Origin of the sequence: Enterobacter cloacae complex sp. 2024EL-00711 (assembly GCF_047529885.1) — a bacterium.
In the GTDB taxonomy this organism is placed as follows: Bacteria; Pseudomonadota; Gammaproteobacteria; order Enterobacterales; family Enterobacteriaceae; genus Enterobacter; species Enterobacter ludwigii.
Map to the genome: position 1 here is coordinate 221,001 of NZ_JBLIZC010000002.1, position 21,500 is coordinate 242,500.

General features: G+C 56.3%; 21 protein-coding genes. 12 read left to right on the forward strand and 9 right to left on the reverse strand.

Going from position 1 to position 21,500, the window contains the following annotated elements; all coding sequences use genetic code 11:
- Positions 1 to 8: 8 nt before the first annotated feature.
- The 4 genes from sanA to ACMVME_RS07455 form a co-directional block, all read right to left on the reverse strand.
- On the reverse strand, positions 9 to 728 hold the full coding sequence (sanA, locus tag ACMVME_RS07440) for an outer membrane permeability protein SanA (protein ID WP_020883199.1): 720 nt from the start codon (positions 726 to 728) through the stop codon (positions 9 to 11).
- A gap of 127 nt (positions 729 to 855) precedes the next feature.
- Entirely contained in the window at positions 856 to 1,740 is an 885-nt protein-coding gene (gene cdd / locus ACMVME_RS07445) for a cytidine deaminase (protein ID WP_020883200.1), read from the reverse strand.
- A gap of 129 nt (positions 1,741 to 1,869) precedes the next feature.
- Positions 1,870 to 2,565 (reverse strand): CidB/LrgB family autolysis modulator, encoded by a 696-nt coding sequence (locus ACMVME_RS07450; protein WP_020883201.1) that lies wholly within the window; start codon positions 2,563 to 2,565, stop codon positions 1,870 to 1,872.
- Entirely contained in the window at positions 2,562 to 2,960 is a 399-nt protein-coding gene (locus tag ACMVME_RS07455) for a CidA/LrgA family protein (protein ID WP_063214759.1), read from the reverse strand. The genes ACMVME_RS07450 and ACMVME_RS07455 overlap by 4 nt, the downstream gene beginning before the upstream one ends.
- A 194-nt stretch (positions 2,961 to 3,154) precedes the next feature.
- Here ACMVME_RS07455 and dusC point away from each other — a divergent pair, with 194 nt between their 5' ends.
- The 3 genes from dusC to ACMVME_RS07470 all read left to right on the forward strand — a co-directional run bounded on the left by dusC (position 3,155) and on the right by ACMVME_RS07470 (position 6,633).
- Positions 3,155 to 4,087: a tRNA dihydrouridine(16) synthase DusC gene (dusC, locus tag ACMVME_RS07460; RefSeq protein ID WP_068794815.1), complete on the forward strand. Its 933-nt coding sequence runs from the start codon at positions 3,155 to 3,157 to the stop codon at positions 4,085 to 4,087.
- Between the two features lie 321 nt (positions 4,088 to 4,408).
- Positions 4,409 to 5,818: a multidrug resistance outer membrane protein MdtQ gene (gene mdtQ / locus ACMVME_RS07465; protein ID WP_068794814.1), complete on the forward strand. Its 1,410-nt coding sequence runs from the start codon at positions 4,409 to 4,411 to the stop codon at positions 5,816 to 5,818.
- Positions 5,819 to 5,868: 50 nt separating this feature from the next.
- Positions 5,869 to 6,633: an SDR family oxidoreductase gene (locus ACMVME_RS07470; protein WP_074147042.1), complete on the forward strand. Its 765-nt coding sequence runs from the start codon at positions 5,869 to 5,871 to the stop codon at positions 6,631 to 6,633.
- Between the two features lie 42 nt (positions 6,634 to 6,675).
- On the opposite strand, the gene ACMVME_RS07475 is transcribed toward ACMVME_RS07470, so the two are convergent.
- Positions 6,676 to 7,248 carry a DedA family protein gene (locus tag ACMVME_RS07475; protein ID WP_020883206.1) on the reverse strand — a complete coding sequence of 191 codons (573 nt, stop codon included), beginning with the start codon at positions 7,246 to 7,248 and terminating at the stop codon, positions 6,676 to 6,678.
- Between the two features lie 157 nt (positions 7,249 to 7,405).
- Between ACMVME_RS07475 and ACMVME_RS07480 the strand changes: the two genes are divergently transcribed.
- Complete coding sequence (locus ACMVME_RS07480; RefSeq protein ID WP_014170891.1) at positions 7,406 to 7,993, forward strand: Yip1 family protein; 588 nt, start codon at positions 7,406 to 7,408, stop codon at positions 7,991 to 7,993.
- Positions 7,994 to 8,160: 167 nt separating this feature from the next.
- Positions 8,161 to 9,084: a D-alanyl-D-alanine endopeptidase gene (pbpG, locus tag ACMVME_RS07485; RefSeq protein ID WP_014170890.1), complete on the forward strand. Its 924-nt coding sequence runs from the start codon at positions 8,161 to 8,163 to the stop codon at positions 9,082 to 9,084.
- Positions 9,085 to 9,150: 66 nt separating this feature from the next.
- Here the strand turns inward: pbpG and ACMVME_RS07490 are convergent, their stop codons facing one another.
- Together ACMVME_RS07490 and dld are read right to left on the reverse strand one after the other, a co-directional pair.
- Positions 9,151 to 9,705 carry a GNAT family N-acetyltransferase gene (locus tag ACMVME_RS07490; protein ID WP_068794813.1) on the reverse strand — a complete coding sequence of 185 codons (555 nt, stop codon included), beginning with the start codon at positions 9,703 to 9,705 and terminating at the stop codon, positions 9,151 to 9,153.
- Between the two features lie 111 nt (positions 9,706 to 9,816).
- Positions 9,817 to 11,565, reverse strand: coding sequence for a D-lactate dehydrogenase (gene dld / locus ACMVME_RS07495; protein ID WP_020883209.1), 1,749 nt, complete (start codon positions 11,563 to 11,565; stop codon positions 9,817 to 9,819).
- Between the two features lie 189 nt (positions 11,566 to 11,754).
- On the opposite strand from dld, the gene bglX reads away from it, so the two are divergent.
- The 5 genes from bglX to ACMVME_RS07520 all read left to right on the forward strand — a co-directional run bounded on the left by bglX (position 11,755) and on the right by ACMVME_RS07520 (position 17,950).
- Positions 11,755 to 14,052, forward strand: coding sequence for a beta-glucosidase BglX (bglX, locus tag ACMVME_RS07500; protein ID WP_068794812.1), 2,298 nt, complete (start codon positions 11,755 to 11,757; stop codon positions 14,050 to 14,052).
- 146 nt (positions 14,053 to 14,198) lie between these two features.
- Entirely contained in the window at positions 14,199 to 15,116 is a 918-nt protein-coding gene (locus ACMVME_RS07505; protein WP_014170886.1) for an ABC transporter substrate-binding protein, read from the forward strand.
- A gap of 12 nt (positions 15,117 to 15,128) precedes the next feature.
- A complete protein-coding gene (locus ACMVME_RS07510) occupies positions 15,129 to 16,286 on the forward strand; it encodes an ABC transporter permease (protein ID WP_068794811.1) in 1,158 nt (385 codons plus the stop codon).
- The gene (locus tag ACMVME_RS07515) at positions 16,279 to 17,229 is read left to right on the forward strand and encodes an ABC transporter ATP-binding protein (RefSeq protein ID WP_068794810.1); all 951 of its coding nucleotides are present in this window, start codon (positions 16,279 to 16,281) and stop codon (positions 17,227 to 17,229) included. Before ACMVME_RS07510 ends, ACMVME_RS07515 begins: the two co-directional genes overlap by 8 nt.
- Positions 17,213 to 17,950: an ABC transporter permease gene (locus ACMVME_RS07520; protein ID WP_068794809.1), complete on the forward strand. Its 738-nt coding sequence runs from the start codon at positions 17,213 to 17,215 to the stop codon at positions 17,948 to 17,950. The genes ACMVME_RS07515 and ACMVME_RS07520 overlap by 17 nt, the downstream gene beginning before the upstream one ends.
- On the opposite strand, the gene ACMVME_RS07525 is transcribed toward ACMVME_RS07520, so the two are convergent.
- A complete protein-coding gene (locus tag ACMVME_RS07525; RefSeq protein WP_010433613.1) occupies positions 17,925 to 18,038 on the reverse strand; it encodes a protein YohO in 114 nt (37 codons plus the stop codon). The two genes, ACMVME_RS07520 and ACMVME_RS07525, sit on opposite strands and share 26 nt — an antisense overlap.
- A 69-nt stretch (positions 18,039 to 18,107) precedes the next feature.
- Positions 18,108 to 18,848: an HTH-type transcriptional regulator MlrA gene (mlrA, locus tag ACMVME_RS07530; protein ID WP_044867647.1), complete on the reverse strand. Its 741-nt coding sequence runs from the start codon at positions 18,846 to 18,848 to the stop codon at positions 18,108 to 18,110.
- 217 nt (positions 18,849 to 19,065) lie between these two features.
- Between mlrA and ACMVME_RS07535 the strand changes: the two genes are divergently transcribed.
- Together ACMVME_RS07535 and btsR are read left to right on the forward strand one after the other, a co-directional pair.
- On the forward strand, positions 19,066 to 20,751 hold the full coding sequence (locus ACMVME_RS07535) for a sensor histidine kinase (RefSeq protein ID WP_025203652.1): 1,686 nt from the start codon (positions 19,066 to 19,068) through the stop codon (positions 20,749 to 20,751).
- Entirely contained in the window at positions 20,745 to 21,464 is a 720-nt protein-coding gene (gene btsR, locus ACMVME_RS07540) for a two-component system response regulator BtsR (RefSeq protein WP_020883216.1), read from the forward strand. The genes ACMVME_RS07535 and btsR overlap by 7 nt, the downstream gene beginning before the upstream one ends.
- The last annotated feature ends 36 nt before the right edge of the window (positions 21,465 to 21,500 follow it).

Here is a 21,500-nt window from a genome sequence, read left to right on the forward strand (position 1 = left end):
AGGCGAGGCTATTTTTTCTCTTTTTTCTGCATATCAAGCAGTTGTTCTGGCGTGACGGCCGGGTAGCCCTGCGCATCTTCCGGCACTTCATGCATCGCCGGAATGGGTACCAGCGGGCCTAAAAAGCGTGGTTCACGTTTGAAGATGTACAGATCGGCCAGAGCGCCAAAACGCGCGCCAAACTCACGTACGCGGACGCTCAGCATATCTTTTGGCGACGGCACGGCGTAGCACTGCGCCTGGATACCCATATGCAGCGCGATAAACAGCGCCCGTTCGCAGTGGAAGCGTTGGGTAATGATGATGAAATCGTTGGTATCGAACACCTTGCGCGTACGCACGATGGAATCCAGAGTGCGGAACCCGGCGTAGTCGAGCACGATATCGGCCGGATCGACGCCGGCGGTAATCAGGTCTTTGCGCATGGTGACCGGTTCGTTATAGCTTTGCAGCGCATTATCGCCGCTCAGCAGCAGGTAATTCACTTTGCCGCTGTTATACGCGTTCAGCGCGCCCTGAATGCGGTAACGGTAATACTGATTAATTACCCCGGTGCGGTAATACTTGGCGGTACCCAGCACAACGCCGACCTGACGATAGGGCAGGTCCTGCAGGTCGTCAAAGATATACGGAGCCGTTTTCCAGCTCATCCAGCGATCAAGACCCAGCACGATCAACAGCAGTATGCCGACCAGGACAGACAGGCTGTAAAAAGCGCGCTTTAACATGCAGATGGCTCGTACCGAAGGTGAAATTTAACTCAGGCTACTTTACCCGCCTGGTTAGCGCAAGAAACAGCGAATCAACTGAGGGGTTTTTCAGCAAAGCGGCGGGCATTTCTGCCCGCCGGAGGCATTACGCAAGCAAAACACGGTCAATAGTTGAGCAGCCGAGCGCTTTCAGCGTTGCGGCGGTGGCATCCCACTGGATCAACGGCGCGTCGGCTTTCTCTGCCAGAATAGCGCGCTGAATGTCCGGGTAGTCATAGCCATTGAGGCTCAGCAAATTCAGGGCGCCCTGAAGCGGGGGCAGCGTCGGGTTAAAGGCGGCGTTTTCGGCATAGCTGCCGGTGAAGATGCGACCATCACGACACTGCAGCGCCACACCGCTTGGGGAGTGACTGTATGGCGTGTGGCTCTTGTTCGCCGCACGAATCGCGGCTTCGCTCAGCGCATCGCCGGAAAGGGCAAAACCGTGATCCTGTTCATCCATCAGCAGTGTTTTGATGTCCAGATCTTTCGGACCAAACGCGTCAGGCAGGTAATCCCCGAGGGTATGCGGCGCACGGCCTGGCAGATTGATGCGTAACTCCAGCCCGCTGTTCAGCTCGTTCATGAACTGGCGGCAGTGGCCGCAAGGGGTGTAGTTAACGGTAATGGCGCTCAGCGCTTGTTCACCGCGCAGCCAGGCGTGGCTGATGGCGCTTTGTTCCGCGTGAACGGTCTGCTGCATGGTCGCGCCCAGGAACTCCATGTTGCCACCGAAGTACCAGGTTCCGCTTACGCCGCGTGCAATCGCACCGACGTTGAAATGAGAGAGGTCGGCGCGGGCGCAGGCTGCCGCCAGCGGCAGCAGCGCGAAGGCCAGCGCGTCGTCGTCCAGCCCTGTGGCTTCTTTCAGTGCCGTGACGTGTTCAGCCGTCAGCAGGGCCGGGAAATGCTCATCCGCCAGAATCGGGGCCAGAGCTGATTGCACATTCTCTGCAAGCTGGGCGAAAGCAGCTTGAAAACGTGGATGCATGGCGTTTGCCTCATGAAGGTTAATGGATCGGTAGTTTACGGAGCCGCTGGGGCTTTATATGTGATCCACTTCTCATTATGTATGCAACTTATGAAAACAAAATGAAATTTGCGCGACGCATCGCAAATTTTAACCCATGACGGCCACAATCAGCGGGAAAATAAACGGTGCGAGCAGGGAGGTGATAATCCCGCAGATCACCAGTGCGAGTGAGCTAAACGCCCCTTCCTGATAATCCAGTTCAGCGCAGCGCGCGGTGCCCAGGGCGTGCGACGCGGTACCCATCGCCAGACCTCGTGCCGCTTTGGTGTGGATACGCATCACATTCAGCAGGGTATGTCCAAAGACCGCGCCGAGGATCCCCACGAATATCACACACATGGCGCTGATGGCCGGAATCCCCCCCAGGCTGCCGCCCACGGCCATCGCAATAGGCGTGGTGACCGACTTAGGCAGAATAGAGGCTGCAATTTGCGGGGACGCGCCCATCAGCAGCGCCACCGAGGTGCCGGTGATCATCGCCACCAGGCTCCCGACAAAACAGATGGTAATGATGGATTTCCAGCGGGCGCGGATCTGGTGCAATTGCTCATATAAAGGAAAGGCCAGCGCCACCACGGCGGGCTGCAGAAGGTCGTTCAAAATTTTGCTGCCGGCAAAGTAGCGTTCATAAGGAATGCCGGTGAGAAGCAGAAACGGGATAATCACCACCATCGCCACCAGCAGCGGATTAAGCAACGGCATTTTGAAACGTGCGGCGAGTTTGCGTGCGGCGAAGAACACTGCCAGCGTTAACGGCAGCGACCACCAGATATTGGCCATCATTGTTTTGTTCCTTTCTGCCCGACCACTTTACGTTCGCCATGCACCAGATGCGAACTCCAGCTTACTACCAGGAAAACCACCAGCGTACTGACCGCGCAGGAGACCACAATGGGTCCGAACTGCGCCTGGAGCAAATCAAAATACTGCATAACCCCGACGCCGATAGGCACGAACAGCAGCGCCATATAGCGAATAAGGACAAAGCAGCCAGGGTTAACCCATTTGGCAGGCAGAATTTGCAATGCCAGCAAAACAAAGAGGATCAACATTCCAATGATGCTGCCGGGAATGGTAATGGGAAGCAGGGATGCGATAAAGATTCCGGCATACAGGCAGGCGTAAATCAGAACGAATGCGCGAAGATATTGCCAGATAATGTTCAATGATTTTCTCATGGTGAAAGTCCTTGATGAAACGCATTCATCATACAATTAAACCTAAAAATGTGCCACGGATCACATCATGAATTTTGAGCATACCAGACATTCCGAAATGGAACGTCTGGTATAACCTCACCGGGTTAACCGCCGGGCTTTCCTCATGCCGGGAGAGCGGCTACTATAGCGCGTCTTTTTTCACAGGTACTGCTATGCGTGTTTTACTGGCCCCAATGGAAGGCGTGCTCGACTCCCTCGTGCGCGAGCTTCTGACCGAAGTGAACGACTACGATCTCTGTGTGACGGAGTTTTTGCGCGTGGTCGATATGTTGTTGCCAGTAAAATCATTCTATCGCCTTTGCCCGGAACTGCATCATCAGAGCCGCACCTCTTCCGGCACGCTGGTGCGCATTCAGCTACTGGGTCAGTATCCCGAATGGCTGGCGGAGAACGCGGCCCGTGCCGTAGAGCTTGGTTCCTTTGGGGTTGACCTCAACTGCGGTTGCCCATCAAAACTGGTGAATGGCAGCGGCGGCGGCGCCACCTTGCTGAAAGATCCGGAGCTGATTTACCGTGGCGCAAAAGCCATGCGTGAGGCTGTACCGTCGCATCTGCCGGTGACGGTAAAGGTGCGTCTGGGATGGGACAGCGACGCGCGGCAATTTGAGATTGCCGATGCCGTGCAGCAGGCCGGGGCCACTGAGCTGGTGGTGCATGGCCGCACCAAAGAAGATGGCTACAAAGCCGAACGTATTAACTGGCAGGCGATTGGCGAGATCCGCAAAAGACTCACCATTCCCGTTATTGCCAACGGGGAAATCTGGGATTACGAAAGCGCGCAGGCGTGCATGAAAGAGACTGGCTGCGATGCGGTGATGATTGGCCGTGGCGCGCTTAACGTACCAAACCTCAGCCGGGTGATTAAATATAACGAACCACGTATGCCGTGGGCCGATGTGGTCACGCTGCTGAAAAAATACAGCCGCCTCGAAAAACAGGGTGATACCGGGTTATATCACGTCGCGCGAATTAAGCAGTGGCTCAGTTATTTACGCAAAGAGTACAGTGAAGCGCTGGGGTTATTTCAGGAGATCCGCACGCTGCAGACTTCCGCTGATATTGCACGGGTGATTCAGTCCAGGTAACGGAATGTGCCCGGCGCTGAGCCGGGCAATGAAATCAGAAAATCATCTTGAATACACCGGTCACCACCAGCAGCCCTATCAGAAATATAATTAAAATAACCCACAGTAATATTTTCATTCGCTTCTCCTGCGTCTGTTTGTCGAAAGTAAGTGTAGCAGTGAATTTATAATGAAGATGAATTCACTCATTTAATTAATTCTTATGATGAATAATTTTCCGAATATGAAAATGTATGACAAATTGCGGGTTGCCACGCGTTACTAAAAAAAAGAGCGACGTCTGGCGTAAGTTGCGCCTTTATTTTTCGCGTGAATGGCGTAATGAAACCTTTATCTCTGAGTATTCCCCTGGTTTTTATTCTGGTGGCCTGCGCGCCGGAACATGTCTCGGTTTCCCCTGTAAATATGCAATCAACAACGGCTGCGGTGAATACTACGCTGAGCCATACCGCGTGGCCGAAAGATGCATGGTGGAAAACGTATAATGATCCTGAACTCAATTCGCTGATTGCGAAGGCGCTGAACGATGCGCCGGATATGCAAATTGCTCGTCAGCGCATCACGCTGGCGGAAGCGCAGGCAAAAGCCACCCTGGCCGCCGGGGGGCCGGAAATTGATTTCGCAGCGGATGCTGAACGGCAAAAAATGTCGGCCGAAGGGGTGATGGGGCCCTTTGCGATAACCGATCCGGCGGCGGGAACCACCGGGCCGTGGTACACCAACGGTACTTTTGGTTTGAGCGCGGGCTGGGATCTCGATTTGTGGGGGAAAAATCGTGCACGGGTTGAAGCCCGAATTGGCCGGGTAAACGCGCAAAAAGCGGAGCTTGAGCAAACCCGGCAACTGCTTGCCAGCAGCGTTGCACGTCTTTACTGGGCGTGGCAAACCCAGGCCGCGGTGGGGGATGTCCTCACGGAGATTAAACACCAGCAGGACACGATTATTGCAGCCGACCGCGAACTGTATCAGCATGGGATCACCTCTTCCGTTGAGGGCGTCGAGACCGACATCAACGCCAGCAAAACTGACGAGCAGCTGGCAGAAGTGAACGGAAAAATGAAAGCCATTGAGGCGCGTCTGAGCGCCCTGACGAACACCCCCTCAGTGACGCTTACACGCCACGCCTTACCCACGGTAAAAGCCTCGCTCCCGGCCACGCTGGGGTATGAACTGCTGGCACGTCGACCGGATTTGCAGGAGGCTCGCTGGTATATCGAGGCCTCCATGAGTGGCGTTGAGGCCGCCAGAGCAGCCTTCTATCCCGATGTGAATCTGATGGCTTTCTTACAGCAGGATGCCCTGCACCTGAGCGATTTGTTCCGCTCTTCTGCGCAGCAAATGGGCGTCACCGCCGGTCTGACGCTGCCCATTTTCGACAGCGGCAGGCTAAACGCCGAGCTGGATATTGCCCAGGCGCAGAACAATCTCTCCGTCGTGCGTTATAACAAAGCGGTGGTGGATGCGGTGAATCAGGTGGCGCGCACGGCCAGCGAAGTCGAAACACTGACCGCCAAAAACCAGCACCAGCAGCGTGTCGAAAAAGAGGCTGCCCGCGTTGTTGCACTGGCTCAGGCCCGCTTTCGCGCCGGCATTATCGCCGGCTCCCGCGTAAGTGAAGCCAGAATACCGGCCCTCAGGGAGCAGCTCACCGGGGTGATGCTCAAAGGCCAGTACGTTGACGCCACGCTGCAGCTGACCTCGGCGCTGGGTGGCGGCTATCATCAGGGCTAAAAAGCGCGATTATCTATACTTATCTCTTTGCAGCTTTTCTGGAGGTGAGTATGACCAAAGTCGCGATTGTTACCGCATCGGATTCCGGGATTGGGAAAACCACGGCCCTGATGCTGGCTGAACGAGGGTTTGATATCGGCGTCACCTGGCATTCCGACGAAAAAGGTGCGCTGGAAACCTGCCGCGAAGTCGAGGCGAAGGGACGGCGTGCAGAGGCGGTTCAACTTGATTTAAGCACTCTCCCGCAGGGGGCGCAGGCCATTGAAACGTTAATTACGCGCTTTGGTCGGCTGGACGTGCTGGTCAACAATGCCGGGGCGATGACCAAAGCGCCGTTTATCGACATGCCGTTTGAGGAGTGGCGGGGGATTTTTACCGTTGACGTGGATGGCGCGTTTCTCTGTTCACAGATCGCTGCGCGTCAGATGGTGAAGCAGGGAGAGGGGGGGCGAATTGTGAACATTACCTCGGTGCATGAACACACGCCTTTACCGGATGCCAGTGCGTATACGGCGGCCAAGCATGCCCTGGGCGGATTAACCAAATCCATGGCGCTGGAGCTGGTCGAGCATAACATTCTGGTGAATGCCGTTGCGCCAGGAGCCATTGCCACGCCAATGAATGACATGGACGACAGTGAAGTGAAGGCCGGTTCGATGCCCGCGATCCCGCTCGCGCGGCCGGGGCATACCAAAGAGATTGCCAGCCTGGTGGCGTGGCTGTGTGACGGTGACGCCAGCTATGCTACCGGACAATCATTTATTGTCGACGGCGGTTTTATGCTGGCGAATCCGCAATTTAAGCCCGCCGGGTAGAAACTTTTCGCCCTCTCTTTGTGCGAGAGGGCGCCATTGCATTTACTCTTCATCCCGCGTCTTTTCCCGATGCTTCAGCCACAGCCGGACCGCAATCACCACCACGACAATCAGGATAACCCATGCCCAGTGCTTCAGATGCTGGTCAACATTATGCAGCCACGGACCAATCACTTCTCCACCCACATAACCGAGCGTGGTAAAGATCAGGGCCCAGGCAATCGCGCCAAGAATGTTCAGCGGCAGGAAAATTTTCGGCGGTAAATGGCTGGCGCCAATCAGTATCGGGCCGATAATCCGAAAGCCGTACATAAAACGGGTGCCAATTACGAACAGGTAAGGGTGACGCTGGATAAGCCGTTGGGCACGATGAATTTTCTTGCGGTGCTTTGAAAAGCGCTTCAAAAGCGTGGGGCCAAACCGCAGTCCCAGAAAGTAGAGCAGCTGATCGCCAATCATCCCGCCGAGTGCGACTGCGGCAACAACGAGTGGGAATTTGAGTAACCCCTGATGCGCGGCCACCCCGCCGAGCAGCGTGATGGTTTCTCCTTCCGCCACGCTGCCAACGACCAGTGCAGCGTATCCATAGTGTTCAATAAGACTGTTGATATCCATTACGTCAATGTCATCTCCCTTATTATGCCTCGTTTAATCATATACCCCATGAATCAATAACGGGGCAATCAACGGAAATTTCCCACTGTACATAAAATAATCTCAGGCCTGCATTATACTTAAGATATTGCTGACGGGCCGACAACAAGGGGGCGTTATGAACCATGTCTGGGGACTTTTCTCCCATCCCGATCGTGAAATGCATGTCATCAAAACGGAGAACGAAACGGTCTCGCATCATTACACGCATCATGTGCTGCTGATGGCAGCGGTGCCTGTAATCTGCGCGTTTATTGGCACAACACAAATCGGCTGGAACTTTGGTGATGGCACCGTGGTTCAGCTTTCCTGGTTTACCGGTCTTTCACTGGCCATTCTCTTTTATGGCCTGATGCTGGCGGGTGTGGCTGTCATGGGGCGTGTCATTCACTGGATGGCGCGTAACTATCCGCAACGTCCATCGCTGGCACACTGTATGGTTTTCGCCGGGTATGTCGCGACCCCGCTGTTTTTAAGCGGTATTGTGGCGCTGTATCCACTGGTCTGGTTGTGCGCGCTGATCGGTACTATTGCCCTCTTTTACACCGGTTATCTGCTGTATCTGGGGGTACCAACCTTCCTCAATATCAATAAAGAAGAGGGCCTGAGCTTCTCCAGTTCAACGCTCGCCATCGGCGTGCTGGTGCTGGAAGCGCTACTGGCTCTGACGGTTATTTTGTGGGGTTATGGATACCGTCTCTTCTAGGCTCACTGCATTGCTGGCGTAAATGCCAGCAATGCAGCATCTGTTCACGATTATCCTCTGGCGACAAAGCCCGGTGACCGCTATGATGCCGAAGCCAGCCTGCGTTTCTCCATCGACACAGGCGGTGTACGTCATAACGTGCGTGAATAATTATCAGAAGTCTCACCATGCTGAAATTCCGAGTCTCTTTACTTAGCCTGGCCCTGTTGCTGGGAGCGTCCGCTGCCGCGCCAGCGATCGCCAAAACGCCCGCCGTGACCACCGCTGCTGCCCAGCCGCAAATCGCTTCCGGCAGTGCGATGATTGTTGATCTCAACACCAATAAGGTGATTTACGCCAGCCATCCGGATCTGGTACGCCCTATCGCCTCGATTACCAAATTAATGACCGCGATGGTGGTGCTTGATGCACATCTGCCGCTGGACGAAAAACTGAAAGTGGATATCAGCCATACGCCGGAGATGAAAGGGATCTACTCCCGCGTGCGACTGAACAGCGAAATCAGCCGTAAAAACATGCTGCTGCTGGCGCTGATGTCTTCTGAAAACCGCGCGGCGGCGAGCCTGGCCCACCACTATCCGGGTGGCTATGACGCATTTATTCGTGCGATGAACGCAAAAGCCAAATCGCTGGGGATGACCAATACCCGTTACGTCGAGCCGACTGGCCTGTCGATTCACAACGTCTCCACGGCCCGCGACCTGACAAAACTGCTGATTGCCAGCAAACAGTACCCGCTAATTGGTCAGCTCAGTACGACCCGTGAAGAGATGGCGACCTTTGCGAACCCGGCCTATTCGCTGCCGTTCCGTAATACTAACCATCTGGTGTACCGGGATAACTGGAATATTCAGTTAACGAAAACCGGGTTTACTAACGCGGCGGGACACTGCCTGGTGATGCGTACCGTATTCAACGGTAAACCGGTGGCGCTGGTGGTGATGGATGCCTTTGGTAAATACACCCACTTCGCGGATGCAAGCCGACTGCGTACCTGGATTGAGACGGGGAAAGTGCAGCCGGTACCGGCCGCGGCGTTGACCTACAAAAAGCAGAAAGCGGAGCAGATGGCAACCGCCCAGAACGACTGAGCCGGATTGCTGATGACTGTGTTTTCGCCCTCTCCCACGGGAGAGGGCAACAGACCTCGCTGCGCCTTACTCCGGCAGCGTCCAGTCTCCGTCATTGAGTGAGCGCTGCATGATCACCGTATCCCGCCAGTCACCTTTCTTATACCCAACGCTGCGTAACTGACCGACGATTTCGAAGCCGTATTTCTTATGCAGCCGTAACGAGCCGGCATTGTTGTTGCCATCCCCCACAACGGCAATCATCTGCCGCCACGGTCCTTGCTCGCAGCGGGCGATCAGCGCATCCATCAGGACGGAGCCAAAACCACGACCGGTAGTGCTCGCATCCACGTAAATCGACTCTTCCAGAGTGTAGCGATAGGCATGGCGCGGACGGTAAGGCGTCGCGTAGCAATAGCCTACGACGATGCCGCGATACAGCGCGACAAGCCACGGTAAGCCATTCTCGGCCACGTTTTTCATTCGCTGACGCATTTCATCAATGGTGGGGGGAACTTCTTCAAAGGATGCGCGCCCGTGAAGCACATGCCAGGCGTAGATAGCGGCGATAGCATGCACATCGTCGGGAAGGGCATCGCGCACTTCCACTTCGGTTTCGGATAAAATATCAACAGCCGACATGATGTGCCTGCTCCTCGTAACAGATGCCGGAGAAACGTTTCTCCGGCGACAGAACGCTACTCTAGTACGATTAAGGCGCGCTTAACAATCTCTCAAATTTGGCTGTGGGAATTAATCAGACGCTTGCGTCACGGGCTGCTCCGCGTCAGGACTCTCTTTCCAGTATTTATTCCGCGTTGTTTTACCAATGCCGGGGTTCATGCTGTTTGTGGGGTCATTCTCGCGATAAAACTGCTTAAGTGCGTCAGGAGCCTTATAAAGATGCCCCACGTTATGTTCCGCAGGATATTGTGCGCCTCGCGCGTGCAGCAGCGCGAGCATCTGCTCTTTCAGCGCGTGCGCATCCACACCTTTCTTAACGATGTAATCCTGGTGGAAGACGTAGCACATAAAGTGGCCGTAATAGAGCTTGTGGACCAGCTTGCTGTCAATTTCCGGCGGCAGGTGTTCAAACCACTCGGTATCGTTGCGGCGAAGGGCGATATCCAGCGCCAGAATGTCTTCCACCTCGTCTGAATGCACCGCCTGATAACGAATGGCGGCACCCGCAGCGGCGAAACGGTGCAGGAAGGCTTTGCTGCCTTCTTCAGGGGTACAGGCAAAGAAATCGCCTTCGGCAGTTTTGAAGAATTCACTGAGCCAGGTTTGCGCTTCGGCAATTCCGTCCCCGGCCATTTTCAGCAGCAGGTGATGCTCGTACTTATCGCGCCAGGTTTTCATCCGCTCCGGCAGATGTGACGGGAAGACGTTGCCCAGTTTCTGCATAAAGCGGTCGGTAAAGTGGGGTTTAAACAGCGGCACTTTTTCCAGCATCGCGTCGGTACGGCCCTTCATGGTGAAGAAGAACGGCATTTTATCGGTGCCGAGCTTGTCGATCATCAGGAACGTATCTTTGCCGTAGCGTTCCGCGATGTCGTAAATATCACGGTGCATGTACTCGCCCGCCACCGGCAGGTGAGCGAACTCGCCCAGAATATGACGACGGATCTCGGTCAGCACGTCCGGCTGATTGGTGCCGATGTAGAACACCTGCTGTTTTTTCTCGGCCGGGAAGGTGTCGAGGCGCACGGCAAAAACAGCCAGCTTGCCCGCACAGCCCGAAGATTCAAACAGGCGGTCAGGGTCGGCGTTGTAACGTGCCGGGGTATCCGCTTCGATATCCCGCACGCGGGTGATGTAATCGTGGTCGTGAGCATGACGACCGTCGTGCTGGACGTCTTCATCTTTCACCCGATCGTCGTCGAGCTTACTCAGGATCTGTTCCGGCGTAACGCCAAGATCAATGCCCAGATGGTTGACCAGGGTCAGCTTGCCGTTTTCGTCGATACGGGCAAAAAGTGACATCTCGGTGTAAGCCGGGCCGCGCTGCACCAGCGAACCGCCGGAGTTATTACAGATCCCGCCGATCACGGAGGCGCCAATACAGGATGAGCCAATGACCGAATGCGGTTCGCGTCCCAGCGGCTTAAGCGCTTTTTCAAGGGAGTAGAGCGTCGTGCCAGGGAACGCGAGCACCTGCTCGCCTTTATCCAGCAGATGCAGTTTGTCGAGACGCAGGGTGCTGATGATCACAATGTCACGATCGTAATCGTTGCCGTTCGGCGTTGAGCCTTCAGTCAGACCGGTGTTAGCCGCCTGCATGAGAATAATTTTGTCGGCGGCCACGCAGGCGCTCAGGACGCGCCAGAGTTCAAGCAGCGTGCCGGGAAATACCACCGCCAGCGCCTCGCCCTGACCGGAACGAAAGCCCTTACGGTAGCGGGCGGTTTTTGCCGGGTCGGTAAGCAGGTGAGAGGAGCCAACCAGGCGCGACAGTTCGTTAATAAACGTCGTGTTATCGTGAGTTCGAACAGAAGACATCTTCCACTCCTTGTTGTGGGGCAAATTTCTCGCTGTAAAGCATAGCGCGATTAACTGTTAAGCGGTCGAGTATTCACGAGAAAAATCAGAGAATAACCCTGCAACGTTCTGAGGGTTTGTGGCACACTGCGCTTTTCGCACGGTCTGGCCGAGTTCTTCCGGCGGTTATTGATGAGAGAGTAAAACGACATGAAATGGCTATGTTCTGTAGGTGTCGCCGTCAGCCTGGCGCTGCAACCTGCGCTGGCAGAGGATTTGTTTGGCAATCACCCGCTCACGCCTGAAGCCCGGGACGCGTTTGTCACGGAATTGCTCAAGAAAATGACGGTCGATGAGAAAATTGGCCAGTTGCGTCTTATCAGCGTCGGCCCGGATAACCCGAAAGAGGCCATCCGCGAGATGATCAAAGACGGGCAGGTCGGGGCTATTTTTAACACCGTCACCCGCCCGGATATCCGCAAAATGCAGGATCAGGTGATGGAACTCAGTCGCCTGAAAATTCCGCTGTTCTTCGCCTATGACGTGGTGCACGGTCAGCGTACCGTCTTCCCTATTAGCCTTGGCCTGGCATCGTCCTTTAACCTTGATGCGGTGAAAACCGTGGGGCGCGTTTCCGCCTATGAAGCGGCGGATGATGGCCTAAATATGACCTGGGCACCGATGGTGGACGTCTCCCGCGATCCGCGCTGGGGCCGCGGCTCAGAAGGGTTCGGTGAAGATACCTATTTAACAGCCACGATGGGGAAAACCATGGTGGAAGCGATGCAGGGTAAGAGCCCGGCAGATCGCTACGCGGTGATGACCAGCGTCAAACACTTTGCGGCCTATGGCGCCGTTGAAGGGGGTAAAGAGTACAACACCGTGGATATGAGCCCGCAGCGGCTGTTCAACGACTACATGCCACCGTACAAAGCGGGGCTGGATGCCGGCAGCGGCGCGGTGATGGTGGCGCTGAACTCCCTCAACGGCACGCCGGCGACCTCCGATTCGTGGCTGCTGAAAGACGTTCTGCGTGACCAGTGGGGCTTTAAGGGCATCACCGTCTCTGACCACGGCGCCATTAAAGAGCTCATTAAGCACGGTACCGCCTCCGATCCGGAAGATGCGGTACGCGTGGCGCTCAAGTCCGGCATCAACATGAGCATGAGCGACGAGTACTACAGCAAATACCTGCCGGGGCTGGTGAAGAGCGGTAAGGTGACCATGGCGGAGCTGGACGACGCCACACGCCACGTGCTGAACGTGAAATATGATATGGGGCTGTTTAACGACCCGTACAGCCACCTGGGGCCGAAAGATTCTGACCCGGTAGACACCAACGCGGAAAGCCGTCTGCACCGTAAAGAGGCCCGCGATGTGGCACGCGAAAGTCTGGTGCTGCTGAAAAACCGCCTCGACACGCTGCCGCTGAAGAAATCTGGCACCATTGCCGTGGTGGGACCGCTGGCTGACAGCAAGCGCGACGTGATGGGGAGCTGGTCTGCAGCGGGGGTGGCCGATCAGTCCGTCACGGTGCTGACCGGTATCAAGAACGCCGTGGGTGAGAACGCGAAAGTGGTTTACGCCAAAGGGGCGAACGTCACCAATGATAAAGACATTGTCACCTTCCTCAATCAGTACGAAGAGGCGGTGAAGGTCGATCCGCGTTCGCCGAAAGAGATGATTGATGAAGCGGTGAACACCGCTAAGCAATCTGACGTGGTTGTCGCGGTAGTGGGTGAAGCGCAGGGGATGGCGCATGAGGCCTCCAGCCGTACCGACATCACCATTCCGCAAAGCCAGCGCGATCTGATTGCCGCCCTGAAGGCGACCGGCAAGCCGCTGGTGCTGGTGCTGATGAACGGTCGTCCGCTGGCGCTGGTCAAAGAAGACCAGCAGGCCGACGCGATCCTGGAAACCTGGTTCGCCGGTACCGAAGGCGGTAGCGCGATTGCCGACGTGCTGTTTGGCGATTACAACCCGTCAGGGAAGCTGCCAATGTCCTTCCCGCGCTCGGTCGGGCAGATCCCGGTTTACTACAGCCACCTGAATACCGGCCGGCCGTACAACGCCGACAAACCGAATAAGTACACCTCCCGTTACTTCGATGAAGCGAACGGCCCGCTGTATCCGTTTGGTTACGGTCTGAGCTACACCACCTTCAAAGTTTCTGACGTCAAAATGTCTGCGCCGACCCTGAAGCGTGACGGCAAAGTTACCGCAAGCGTCGAGGTGAGCAACACCGGTAAACGCGAAGGGGCAACGGTCATTCAGATGTACGTCCAGGATGTGACCGCCTCCATGAGCCGTCCGGTGAAACAGCTGCGTGGCTTCGAAAAGGTCAACCTGAAGCCGGGCGAAACCAAAACCATCAGCTTCCCCATCGACGTGGATGCGCTGAAGTTCTGGAACCAGCAGATGAAATATGATGCGGAGCCAGGCAAGTTTAACGTCTTTATCGGGGTCGATTCCGCCCGCGTTAATAAAGGCGAGTTCGAGCTGATCTGACGTTTCCCTCCCTTGCATCCCCCGCTTTGCGGGGGATGCGTCTTACCTTATGTTAAAAAGGCATTTTGACGGTTAATTCCGCCGTTTTAAGCTACGCTTTTCTCTCAAGCCTCTGAAAAAGGCAGCAAAAAAATGAGGACAGTGGAATGACGATTGCAAAGGGGATGTTGGGTTCAGCGGTGTTACTGGCGGCGCTGAGTCTGCCATTACAGGCGGCAGAACCGGTAAAAGTGGGTTCCAAGATAGATACCGAAGGTGCGCTGCTCGGTAACATTATTCTGCAGGTACTGGAAAGCCACGGTGTTAAAACCGTCAATAAAGTCCAGCTGGGAACCACGCCTGTGGTACGCGGCGCGATTACCTCCGGCGAGCTGGATATCTACCCGGAATACACCGGCAACGGCGCGTTTTTCTTCAAAGATGAAAACGATCCGGCGTGGAAAAATGCCAAAGCCGGGTATGAAAAAGTCAAAAAACTCGACGCTGAGCAAAATAAGCTGGTCTGGCTGACGCCAGCGCCGGCCAACAATACCTGGACCATCGCGGTGCGCAAGGACGTGGCGGAGAAAGGAAAGCTGACCTCGCTTGCGGATTTGAGTCGCTACCTGAAAGAGAAGGGTGACTTTAAGCTTGCGGCTTCCGCTGAGTTTATTGAGCGTCCGGATGCGCTGCCGGCGTTTGAAAAAGCCTATGATTTCAAACTGGATCAGGCCCAGCTGCTCTCTCTGGCGGGCGGTGATACCGCGGTGACCATCAAAGCCGCTGCGCAGCAAACGTCGGGCGTTAATGCGGCGATGGCTTACGGCACCGACGGCCCGGTCGCGGCGCTTGGCCTGCAAACCTTAACCGATCCAAAAGGCGTCCAGCCGATTTACGCCCCGGCACCTGTCGTGCGGGAAGCGGTACTTAAAGCGTACCCGGATATTGCTGAATGGCTCAAACCGGTCTTCGAAAAGCTGGATGCAAAAACGCTGCAACAGCTGAATGCCAGCATTGCCGTTGAGGGACTGGATGCCAAAAAAGTGGCCGCCGATTTCCTGAAACAACAAGGGCTTGTGAAGTAACAGGACAGGGCTGTGCCAATAAAATGTCATAACCGCGTACTGCTGCTGTTGGCCTGTGTGGCCATCGCGGCGGTCGCGTTACCGTTTGTGAATGTGGCCCCGAATCGTCTGATGTCGGGGGAGAGTCGCTCGCTCTGGCAGGTCTGGTCATTTACGCCGTGGTTACTGGTGACGGCACTGGGCGCGTGGGTTGCGTTGTCGCTCTGGCAAGGACGCACGGCCCAGTGGCTGACGCTGCTGCTTTGTGAAGGGCTGTTTATCGCCTTATTCTGGGGAGGCGGGCTTGCGGCAACACACATGACCTCGGCGGAAAGTCCGCTGGCAAGAACCTCTGTGGGTAGCGGTTTGTGGCTCTGGCTGGCGCTGTGTCTGCTGGCCTGCAGCGACGCTATTCGCCGTCTTATCTCAACATCCGTCTGGCGCTGGATACTCAATGCCCAGATATGGTGTATTCCATTGCTGCTGCTGTTTAGCGGTGAGCTGAATAATCTCTCGCTGTTAAAAGAGTACGCCAACCGTCAGGAGGTGTTTAATGACGCCCTGGCGCAACACCTCACGATCCTCTTCGGCACCCTGATCCCGGCCTTACTGCTCGGCATACCGCTGGGTATGTGGTGCTATCGCCATCCTTCACGTCAGGGCGGGGTGTTTGCCGTACTGAATGTAATTCAGACCATCCCGTCCGTCGCTCTGTTTGGCCTGTTAATTGCTCCGCTGGCCGGGCTGGTGACGTCGTTCCCGGTGCTGGGAACGATGGGGATCGCCGGAACCGGTTTAACGCCAGCCCTTATCGCGCTGGTGCTCTATGCGCTGCTGCCGCTGGTGCGCGGCGTGGTGGCCGGGCTGAGCCAGGTCGCGCCGGACGTGCTGGAAAGTGCCCATGCAATGGGGATGAGCGCGAGACAATGTTTCTGGAAGATCCAGCTGCCGCTGGCTTTGCCCCTGCTGCTGCGCAGCCTGCGGGTGGTGGCGGTGCAAACCGTTGGCATGGCGGTGATTGCGGCGCTGATCGGCGCGGGCGGCTTTGGCGCGCTGGTTTTCCAGGGGCTGTTGAGTAGCGCCCTGGACCTGGTGTTATTGGGCGTGGTGCCCACGATTGCGCTGGCGGTTGTCATCGACGCGCTGTTTGCCTTATGGCTCGCGCTGCTCAGGAGAAGAGCCAATGATTGAATTTCACGATGTCAGTAAAACCTTTGCGGGTCGTCCGGCGGCAAGCCATCTCAACCTGAACTTTGCCGAGGGCGCATTTTCTGTGCTGATTGGCACATCGGGGTCGGGAAAATCCACCACCCTGAAAATGATTAACCGCCTGGTTGAGCATGACAGCGGTCAGATCCGCTTTGCCGGAGAAGAGATCCGCAGCCTGCCTGTGCTGGAACTGCGTCGTCGTATGGGGTATGCCATCCAGTCCATCGGCCTGTTTCCGCACTGGACGGTCGCGCAGAACATCGCCACCGTGCTGCAGCTGGAGAAATGGTCGCGGGCAAAAACTGCCGACCGGGTTGATGAACTGATGTCTCTGCTCGGGTTAGAACCTGCGCTGCGTGACCGCTACCCGCACCAGCTTTCCGGAGGCCAGCAGCAGCGGGTGGGCGTGGCGCGTGCGCTGGCGGCCAATCCGCAGGTGTTACTGATGGATGAACCCTTCGGTGCGCTGGATCCGGTCACGCGCGCCGCACTGCAGGCGGAAATGACCCGCATTCATCGCATTCTGGGGCGAACAATCATTCTTGTGACGCACGATATTGATGAGGCGCTGCGTCTGGCCGACCATCTGGTGCTGATGGACCATGGTGAGGTGGTGCAGCAGGGGACGCCGCTTGAGCTGCTGACCTGGCCGAAAAACGATTTTGTGCGTGAGTTTTTTGGCCGCAGCGAGCTGGGCGTCAGGCTGCTCTCGCTGCGTACGGTCAGCGACTATATGCGTCGACAGGACGCGACGGTGAGTGGCGAGCCTCTGCAGGAACAGATGAGCTTGCGGGATGCGCTTTCGGCGTTTGTTGCCCGTCAGTGTGAAGTGTTGCCCGTTGCGGATGCCCGGGGCGCGCCAAGTGGCACCCTGCATTTTCGCGATCTGCTGGCAGGGGAGGTGACACGTGAAGGCACTTCGTGATCCGCTGCTCTGGCTGGTCGTGCTCTTTGTCGCTTTGCTGTTGCTGATGCCGCACAGCGCGGCGTTGTTTAGCACGCTCTTCCCCGACTTGCCGCGCCCGGTGTATCAGCAGGAGAGTTTTATTAATCTCGCCCTGGCCCATCTCTGGCTGGTGGTGCTCTCAAGTGCCATCGCTATTGTACTGGGCGTGGGGGCGGGCATCGCGGTCACGCGCCCCGCGGGCCGGGAGTTTCGCCCGCTGGTGGAAACCATTGCGGCGATTGGCCAGACGTTTCCGCCGGTGGCGGTGCTGGCGATTGCAGTGCCGGTGATGGGTTTTGGTCAGCAACCGGCCATCATTGCGCTGATTTTATACGGTGTGTTGCCCATTCTGCAGGGTACGCTGGCCGGTATTGCGGCGGTACCTGCGTCGGTACTGAGCGTTGCTGAAGGAATGGGGATGAGTCGCGCAGAGCGGCTGCGCAAAGTTGAACTCCCCCTGGCGGCACCGGTCATCCTTGCGGGGATCCGCACGTCGGTGATCATCAATATCGGGACGGCGACCATTGCGTCGACGGTGGGAGCCAATACCCTGGGAACGCCGATTATCATCGGCTTAAGCGGGTTCAATACGGCCTATATTGTGCAGGGGGCGTTGCTGGTCGCGCTGGCGGCAATCGTCGTCGATCGCATTTTTGAGCGTCTGGCGCAGTATCTCAGCCGACACCGCCACGAACAATAAACGAATACCCGGCCAGCATCACGCCGCCGATACCGCTTACGGCCATCAGAACAAAAAGGGTAATTACGGCCAGTTTGGTTGCCTTCATCATGTGCTCCTGTTGTTAACGGAACAATTATACGGTGAAGCGCAGCTGTTAATGAACCATTAAATGCCGTTACGGCTCTTCCGGGCCAAGCGAGTAAACCGGGTAGCCATGTTCACGCCATTCCGTCATCAGCTGTTGCTGCGAGGCGGAAGGCACTTCTCCGCACCAGACCAGCAGGGTCTGGCCGTCGAACAATTCAGGGCGAAATTGCGCCAGCGAGTGCACAAGGACGTCAACGCGCCAGCCATTCTGGGTGGCAATCCAGGCCTCCAGCCACAGACGAGTAGTATCGTGCACGTTCCAGCCGACCACCAGCGCGTCTTTTCCGTGCTTGTTCTTCGCCGAGGCAAGGCAGACGGCAATGTAGTTGATCAGGACGCCGTCGAGCATACTCAGCAGCGCCTGCAGGGTGGTCTGCTGGCACTGCAGGCGTCGACGGAGCGGGATGAAAAGATGCGTGATCAGCGTTTGCGCGGGATAATCGCGCCCTTGCTCTTTTATCCATGCGCGCAGGCGCTGCAGATTGCCCGCCTGCAGAAGGCGCAGCAACGTTTCCTGTTGTTCGCGCCAGAGAAGCTGCGTGTCAGGATCGTCATGGCTGAGCAGGGATTTCACTTTGCCAACCTGCACACCGTTATCGATCCAGCTTTTGATCTCGCGGATCCGGTCGATATCGGCATCGTTGAAGAGACGATGGCCTCCTTCCGTTCTCTGCGGTTTGAGTAATCCATACCGTCGCTGCCATGCCCGTAGCGTGACGGGATTGATATCACAAAGGAGTGCCACTTCACCGATTGTGTAAAGCGCCATATTCGCCCCCTGGCTTACGCGTCCCCAGCTTAACTGTAGTCCCTGTTTACTGAACCAGGAAGAAATGGTTGTTTTTTGCACGAATAATGCGAAGCAGGCGTTAGGTTCGGCAAAAGGTGTGATGCCGGGCACGAATTGCAGCTTTTTTGCCGCGCTTCAAAGAAAGTTTACCGCCAGCAGTGTATGTTACGCGTTTTGAGGGTGTGCGGTTTTGAGTATGTACGAGTTTAATCTGGTGCTGCTGTTGCTTCAGCAGATGTGCGTGTTTCTTGTCATCGCCTGGTTGATGAGTAAAACGCGTCTGTTCATTCCGCTGATGCAAGTTACCGTACGCCTGCCGCACAAGCTGCTCTGCTACGTGACCTTCTCTATTTTCTGCATTATGGGAACCTATTTTGGTCTCCATATCGAAGACTCCATTGCCAATACGCGAGCCATCGGTGCCGTGATGGGCGGGTTGCTTGGCGGCCCTGTGGTCGGTGGGCTGGTCGGGTTAACCGGTGGCCTGCATCGGTATTCGATGGGCGGCATGACGGCGCTGAGCTGTATGATCTCAACGATCGTCGAAGGGCTGCTCGGCGGCCTGGTTCACAGCTACATGATTAAGCGCGGTCGTCCGGATAAAGTCTTTAGCCCGCTCACCGCCGGGGCGATCACCTTTGTCGCTGAAATGGCGCAAATGGCCATCATCTTGCTGATTGCCCGGCCGTTTGACGATGCGCTCCATCTGGTGAGCAATATCGCCGCCCCGATGATGGTGACGAATACCGTGGGTGCTGCGCTGTTTATGCGTATTCTGCTCGACAAGCGCGCCATGTTTGAGAAGTACACCTCGGCGTTTTCCGCAACGGCCCTGAAGGTCGCCGCCTCGACGGAGGGGATCCTGCGTCAGGGCTTTAACGAAGAGAACAGCATGAAGGTGGCGCAGGTGCTTTATAAGGAGCTGGATATCGGCGCGGTGGCGATAACCGACCGTGAACGGTTGCTGGCTTTTACCGGCACGGGCGACGACCACCATCTGCCCGGGAAACCGATCTCCTCCGCCTATACGCTGCGCGCCATTGAAACCGGCGAAGTGGTGTATGCCGACGGCAACGAAGTTCCTTACCGCTGTTCGCTGCACCCGCAGTGTAAACTGGGCTCCACGCTGGTCATTCCGCTGCGCGGGGAAAACCAGCGGGTAATGGGCACCATCAAGCTTTATGAAGCGAAAAACCGTCTGTTCAGCTCTATCAACCGTACGCTGGGAGAGGGCATCGCTCAGCTGCTCTCCGCGCAGATCCTCGCCGGGCAGTATGAGCGTCAGAAAGCATTGCTGACGCAATCCGAAATTAAACTCCTGCACGCTCAGGTGAATCCGCATTTCCTGTTCAATGCGCTTAATACGCTCAAAGCGGTGATCCGCCGCGACAGCGATCAGGCCGCGCAGCTGGTTCAGTTCCTGTCGACGTTTTTCCGCAAAAACCTTAAACGTCCGTCCGAGATTGTAACCCTGGCCGATGAAATAGAACACGTTAATGCCTACCTGCAGATTGAGCAGGCCCGCTTCCAGACTCGTCTGCAGGTGTCGTTATCCGTCCCGGATGAGCTGGCGTATCAGCATCTTCCGGCCTTTACCCTGCAGCCTATTGTGGAAAACGCCATTAAACACGGTACGTCACAGCTGTTGGGGATTGGGGAAATCACCATTTCCGCCAGCCGCTTTAACCATCATCTGGTGCTGGATATTGAAGATAACGCCGGGCTTTACGTGCCTTCCACCTCAGGCGGATTAGGGATGAGCCTGGTGGATAAACGCCTGCGCGCGCACTTTGGTGATGACTGTGGCATTACCGTGGCCTGTGAGCCCGACCGATTCACCCGTATTACGTTACGACTGCCGCTGGAGGAAAACGCATGCTAAGAGTGCTGATTGTGGATGATGAGCCGTTAGCACGGGAAAACCTGCGCGTTCTGTTGCAGGAGCAGCCTGACATTGAGATTGTGGGGGAGTGCGCAAACGCCATTGAGGCCATTGGCGCCGTGCACAAATTGCGCCCGGACGTGCTGTTTCTCGACATTCAGATGCCCCGAATTAGCGGCCTGGAGATGGTCGGAATGCTCGACCCGGAGCATCGCCCCTACATTGTGTTTTTGACCGCCTTCGATGAATACGCCGTCAAAGCCTTTGAGGAGCACGCATTCGATTATTTACTGAAACCGATTGAAGAGAAGCGTCTTGAAAAGACCCTCAGCCGTTTGCGCCAGGAGCGCACCGTGCAGGATGTCACGCTGTTGCCGGAAAACCAGCAGCCGCTGAAGTTTATCCCCTGCACCGGCCACAGTCGGATTTACCTTCTGCAGATGGACGATGTGGCGTTTGTCAGCAGCCGTTTGAGCGGCGTATTTGTTACCAGCGCGGAGGGGAACGAAGGCTTTACCGAACTGACGCTGCGGACGCTGGAGAGCCGAACGCCGCTCGTTCGTTGCCATCGCCAGTATCTGGTGAACATGGCGCACCTGAAAGAGATCCGGCTGGAAGACAACGGACAGGCAGAGCTGGTGCTGCGTGCCGGGCAAACCGTCCCCGTCAGTCGCCGCTACCTTAAGAGTTTGAAAGAGGCGATCGGCCTGTAAAACTGGTACACTGCGCCCCATTGCATCATCGACAGT